3 protein-coding genes are annotated in these 5831 nt (G+C 71.2%); all 3 read right to left on the bottom strand.

Features of this window, described 5'->3' with window-relative positions:
* Positions 1-27: 27 nt before the first annotated feature.
* On the bottom strand, positions 28-1047 hold the full coding sequence (locus FNQ90_RS10415; protein WP_143620127.1) for a LacI family DNA-binding transcriptional regulator: 1020 nt from the start codon (positions 1045-1047) through the stop codon (positions 28-30).
* A 416-nt stretch (positions 1048-1463) separates the two neighbouring features.
* On the bottom strand, positions 1464-4073 hold the full coding sequence (locus FNQ90_RS10410) for a rhamnogalacturonan lyase (protein WP_182606111.1): 2610 nt from the start codon (positions 4071-4073) through the stop codon (positions 1464-1466).
* 587 nt (positions 4074-4660) lie between these two features.
* Positions 4661-5831, bottom strand: a 1171-nt coding sequence (locus tag FNQ90_RS10405) for a YihY/virulence factor BrkB family protein (protein WP_228471026.1), incomplete at its 5' end; no start/stop codon positions are given.

The raw sequence follows: 5831 nt of genomic DNA, 5'->3' as shown, positions 1-5831 counted from the left end.
AGCCACGGCCGGGGTGCGGCGGGACGCTCAGCCCTCCCCGCGCGGTGGCGCCGTGCTGTCCCGCACCACCAGGTCCGTGGCCAACTCCACCCGTCGCGCGTCCGGGTTCTCACCGCGGCGCATCGTCAGCACCGTCCGCACGGCGTGCGCGGCCATGTCCCCCAGCGGCTGCCGCACGGTGGTCAGCGGCGGCCAGGCCGAATGCGCCAACGGCAGGTCGTCGAAGCCGACCACGCTCAGGTCCTCGGGGACCCGCAGGCCCAGTCGCCGGGCCGCGTCCAACACGCCGAACGCCTGCAGGTCGCTGCCGGCGAAGATGGCGGTGGGCGGATCCTCCATGGTCAACAGGGCGGTGCCGTGGGTGCGGCCGGAGTCCACCAGGAACGTGCCCCGCCGCACCAGCGTCGGGTCGGAGGCGATCCCGGCGGTCTCCAGCGCCGCCCGGTAGCCGTCGATGCGGGCCTGGCTGCACAGCATGTCCGGCGGACCGCTGATCATGCCGATCCGACGGTGTCCCAACTCCACCAGGTGGCGGGTGGCCGCCAGCCCGCCGCTCCAGTTGGTCGCGCCGACCGAGACCACCCCGGCGGCGGGCTCCCCCTCGGGGTCCACGACGACGAAGGGCAGCGCCCGTGCGGAGAGTTGCGAACGCACCGTCTCCGAGAGCCGGGAGGCCACGATCACCACGCCGTCGGTGCGGCGGGCGGCGATCCGTTCCAACCAGTCTCGGCCGGGACCGGCGTGGGTGTGCAGCACGGAGATGACCACGCTCGCCTCGGCCTCGTGCGCCGCCGCCTCCGCCCCTCGGATCAACTCCATCGCCCACGGGCTCTCGATCTCGGCGAAGACCAGGTCCACCAGTCCGGCCGGCTCCTCGGCCTGGCCGACACGGCGCCGGTAGCCGTGTTTGTGCAGCAGCCCCTCCACCCGTCGCCGGGTCTCGGGGGCGACCTCGGGGCGGCCGTTGATGACCTTCGACACCGTGGGTGCCGAAACCCCCGCCTCCGCTGCGATTCGGGCGATCGTCACCCGTTCCTTGGCTGCCATGTCGGCAGCCTATCCGGAAACTTTCGGGGATGGGTGCTCGGATCACTTTTTCCAATGTCGCTTCCCTCCCGCTTTCTTCTCAGGTGGGGCATCGAATTTCTTCGATCGCGCTCGGCTGGAGAGTGATTGTGGTGCGTGTTGTTCTTCTCTGTGATCCGAAACTTTCGTGGGGTGACGGCTGTCGGGGTTCCGGGGTGACGGGCGTCACGGCCTTCGTCCGGAGGGGGTGACGGCGAGGGCTCCCGCTCGTGGGGGCGGGGAATCCGCCGGGGTGCCGCGTCCGGGCCCGGGGAGACCGGGGCCGACCGGCCGACCGGCCGGACGCCGCCGACCGCGAGGCGCGGCCGACGGCGTCCGGTGATCGGAGGGTCGGGTGGCCGGCCGGCGCGTGACGCCGGGAGCGGGAGTCCGGGGGCTCAGCCGCCCAGCATCCGCAGCACCACCGCACCGTGGTGGCCCAGCGAGGCCCGCGCGGCGTCCGAGACGGTACCGCCCCGCGGCTTCTCCACCTGATGCAGGAACTGCTCGATCGCCTTCGCGGCGGCCTTCGCGTTCCCCCGCTCCAGGTGACGGGCCGCCTGCTCCAGCGGCTTGCCGAGACGCTGCACCGCGGCGCCCGCCACGTCACCGGAGTCGATCAGGTCCGCCAGGCGGCTCTCCAGGGAACCGACGCTGCCCGGCGCCCAGTACTCCGGGACCGGCACCGTCGACCAGTCCACCCCCGAACCCAGGTGGAACGCCGGGTAGGTGGGCTGGTTGTAGGTGGTCTGCTGCCACGCCACCCCGGTGCGGTACATCGGGTCGTGCATCAGCGTGTACAGCTTCCGGTCCGTGACCTCGGTGCTGACGAAGATCCGCAGCGCGCTGCTGTCGGTCGTGCGCACCACCAACTCCTCGCGCCAGTCACCGAAGATGTCCGCGACCAGGGAGGGGTTGCCCTTGGTGTGGTTGTTGGTGCGGGTGCCGGTGGCGGTGAGCAGCCGCCCCCGCTGCCAGTCGTCGATCGTCGGCGTCACATCGATGGCGCCGTTGACGATCTGGGTGGTCATGTCGGCGGCCCAACGGATGCTCATGTTGGTGCCGGGGATGCGGTCGCCCAGGCGCTCGCCGTCGGCGCTCCACAGTCCGACGCTGCCCGAACCCCAGGTCTCCAGGCCGGGGCGACTCGGATCGATGTCGCCGACCATGCCGCGACCGGTGTCCACGCCGGTGTACCCGCCGTAGAGGAGCTCGCCGGTGGCCGCGTCGCGCAGGGCGAAGCCGAGCGGGGCCCAGGGGCCGCCCTCGTGGACGGTGTAGATCTCCAGGCCGGGGCGGCTCGGGTCGATGTCGGCGACGTGCATGGCGTCACCGTGACCCAGCCGCAGCATCTCGCCGGGGGCCGCGCTCTGCGGCGGGGCCTCGGCGAAGGAGCTGTAGAGCAGGGAGCCGTCGTGGTCGATGGTGGCGGCCCCGTAGATGATTTCCTGCTTGCCGTCGCCGTCCACGTCGGCGGTGGCCAGGGAGTGGAAGCCCTGGGTGGTCAGGGTGCCGTACTCCGGGTCGGTGCCGTCCACACCGTGGGGGCTGTCGTTGAACGGGTTGGACATCGGGGTCCAACCGCTGTCCACGTACCAGTCCTCGACCAGGTTCTCGCCGTTCCAGCGGTAGGCGACCAGCGTGGTGCGCGTGTAGTAGCCGCGGGCGAAGACGGCCGAGGGGTGGGTGCCGTCCAGGTAGGCCACGCCGGCGAGGAAGCGGTCCACGCGGTTGCCCGGCTCGATGCGGGACATGGCGTAGTCGCCCCACATCAGGCCGTCGTCGTGGCGACCGGGCTTGTACTCGATGGTCTCCAGCTCGGCGCCGCTCCCACCGTCGAAGACGGTCAGGTACTCGGGGCCGTCGACGATGAAGCCCTCGAACTCCCGCAGACGGTTGTTGCCGCTCCGGGAGGGGGCGTACTCGTCGAGGAAGTAATCGGTGAGCTCCTCGGCGTCGACACGGGAGAGCGGGTAGTCGTACCGCTGCTCGATGCCGAAGGCGGATTCGAGGGTGGCCGGCCAGTTCCCCTCGACGACCTCGGGGTGCTCGTGCCAGCCGAGGAACATCCCGACGACGTGCTCCCGGTAGTCCGCGGCGCTCATCCGGTAGTCGTCCTCGTGCGACCAACCGGCGGCCAGATCCTCCTCCGGCATGGTGATGTACTGCTCGGAGGCCGGTTCGCCGTTGTCGTCGTAGGTGATGATCTTCGTGCCGGGGGCCGTCTTGAACATCATCTCCGAGCGGCCGTCGCCGTCGAAGTCGTAGACGAGGAACTGGGTGTAGTGCGCCCCGGCCCGGATGTTGACGCCCAGGTCGATGCGGTGCAGCAGGGTGCCGTCGAAGGTGTAGGTGTCGATGTGGACGTTGCCGGTGTAACCGCGCTGGGAGACGTCCTTGGAGTTGGACGGGTCCCACTTGACGATGAACTCGTAGCGCCCGTCGCCGTTCACGTCGCCGACGCTCACGTCATTGGCGGAGTAGGTGTAGTGCTCCCCGGCGGGGGTCACTCCGTCGGCGGGCTTGCTCAACGGCAGGTCGTAGTACCCCTCCGACCAGGGGGCGATCTCCTCTCCCGCGTCCACCTCCACGCCGTCGACCACGGCTGCCACCCGGTACCGGGCGTCGGGGCCGCCCTCGGTGTCGAGGTGGTTGGTGCTGTCGGTGACCGTGGCCAGGAGTTCCCCGTCGCGGTAGACGTTGAAGTCGGCTCCGGTCATCCCCGTGTCACCGTGACCGGTGACCTCGTGGCCGAGGAGACGCCAACTGAGGAAGTTGCCCTCCTCGGTGGCGACGGCGACCAGGCCGCGGTCGAGGTTCTCCAACTGGATGGCGGACGGGCCGCGGTCCGGAGGGCCGGAGGGACCGCCGGGCCCCTTGCCGGGGCCGGCGGCGTGGGCTCCCGCCGCGCCGGCGACCAGGGCTCCCGCCAGGAGGGGGGAGAGCAGCGCGATGGCGCGGCGGCCGGGCCGAGCGCGCGTCGCTGAGCGTTGCCCGTGAGATGTCATCACGACGTCCTTCCGTGCCCGCCCCTCCCAGGGTGACGGAACACTTGATTGAGTCGTTTCAATGGGTCTGCGCGACCGTATGGGGGAGAGGAGAGCCCGTCAATACCCCTCGCACAACCTTCCCGTGACACGCCGGTAAGCGCTTGTTGATCCGGTTTATCCGCAGAGTTGAATGGATATGGTGAGGGGTTCGGGTCTCCCGGGGTGGGCTTCGGGGCGGTGGCGGCGGCCTTGAGTGTGCCACTTCATAGAATCGATTCATTCCGTACTGGTCGATGACGGGAGTGCCGGAGTCCTCTCGGCCGGCCCGTTCCGCCGCGTGGTGTCAAAGGGCCCGGTGGGGCCGACCCCTCGGCCCCTTCTGCTCCCTGTCGGTCCTCCTCGGTTCCCCTGGCGGTCCTCTTCGTTCCATCCCGCCCGCCCGTCATCGGCCGGGCGGTGACGGGCGGGCCTCCCGACGATCCCCACCGTCGTGCGGATGACCCGGCGGGGCGGCGAGTGGCGAGCGGCGAGTGGCGGTGGGAGACGGGCCTCGGCACGGTCCGGCGCCCGGGCCCCGGGCCCCCGCTCGGCTTCCGGCTCCCCGCTCAGCGGCGGGCGCGCCCCGGACCGGTGTCGTCCTGCGGGGCCGGGGCCATGACGGGTTCGCCGGGGGCCCACTCCACTCCCGGTGCCACGGGCGACACCCGGCGAACGCGTGCCACCTCGGCGTTGAACTGGGCTCCGGCCAACAGCGCCAGGTTGGTGACCCACAGCCAGACCAGGAACACCACGATGCCCGCCAGGGACCCGTAGAGACGGTTGTAGGTGGGGGCGTGCGAGGCGTAGAGCGCGAACCCGGCCGAGGCCGTCAGCCAGAGCACCACCGCCAATGCCCCGCCCGGCGCGTTCCGCCGGGTCGCGCGGGTGGGACGGGGGCCGGTGCGGAACACCACCAGGACCAACACCGCGCCCAGACACAACAGGAGCGGCCACTTCAGGATGTTCCACGCCGTGAGCGCGGCGCCGTCCATCCCCAACAGGTGCCCCGTGAAGCGGGCCAGCCCACCGGTCAACAACAGCACCAGGGCGTTGGACACGAGCAGGCCCAACAACATCAGCGCGGTGAGAACGATGCGCGGCATGGTTCGCCACACCGGCCGGGTGTCCCGCACCCCGTACATGGTGTGCAAGGCCCGACGGAAGACCCCCAGATAACCCGTCGCCGACCACAGGGAACCGACCGTGCCGAACACCACCAGGAACCACACCGCCGACCGCTGATCGGCCATGTCCCGCAGTGATTCCTCCAGCAGCGCCCGGGAGACGTCGGGAACCACGGCGCCCAGTTGTTCCACCAATTCGGGAACGGCGTCCCTGCCGGTGAGCCCCACCACCGACACGGTGACCAGCAGCATCGGGAAGATCGCCAGCACCGCGTAATAGGTCAGCGCCGCAGCCCAGTCCATGAGGTCGTGTTCCCACACCGCCCCCGGGGTTCGGCGCAGTGCCCGGCCGAAGACCCCGCGTCGGGAGGCGGGTTCCTCCTCCCCCCTCTCCCCGGGAGCCTCGTCGGAGGGTCGGTTCCCGACACCGACGCCCTGCCCCGCACCGATGTCCTGCTCGGCGTCGGAGCCCTCCGCCCGGGCCGGGGAGCCGCCCGGGCCGGGACTCCCCTCCGGTTCGCCGGCTCTCCCCGGGGCCGCCGCCCCTTCGGTCTTTCCGAGCGCATCCCGGCCCGGGGAGGCGCTGCCGGTACGCGCCGCTTCCGGGGTGTCC

The sequence above is a fragment of the Streptomyces alkaliphilus genome (genome assembly GCF_014141535.1).
Classification (GTDB): domain Bacteria; phylum Actinomycetota; class Actinomycetes; order Streptomycetales; family Streptomycetaceae; genus Streptomyces; species Streptomyces alkaliphilus.
The sequence above is the reverse complement of the archived record's forward strand: the minus strand, read 5'-3'. Positions and strand labels throughout refer to the sequence as shown.

Excerpts from the sequence above, each read along its gene's own strand:
- FNQ90_RS10415 (WP_143620127.1), bottom strand. The coding sequence starts at position 1,047 with ATGGCAGCCAAGGAACGGGTGACGATCGCCCGAATCGCAGCGGAGGCG.
- FNQ90_RS10410 (WP_182606111.1), bottom strand. The coding sequence starts at position 4,073 with ATGACATCTCACGGGCAACGCTCAGCGACGCGCGCTCGGCCCGGCCGC.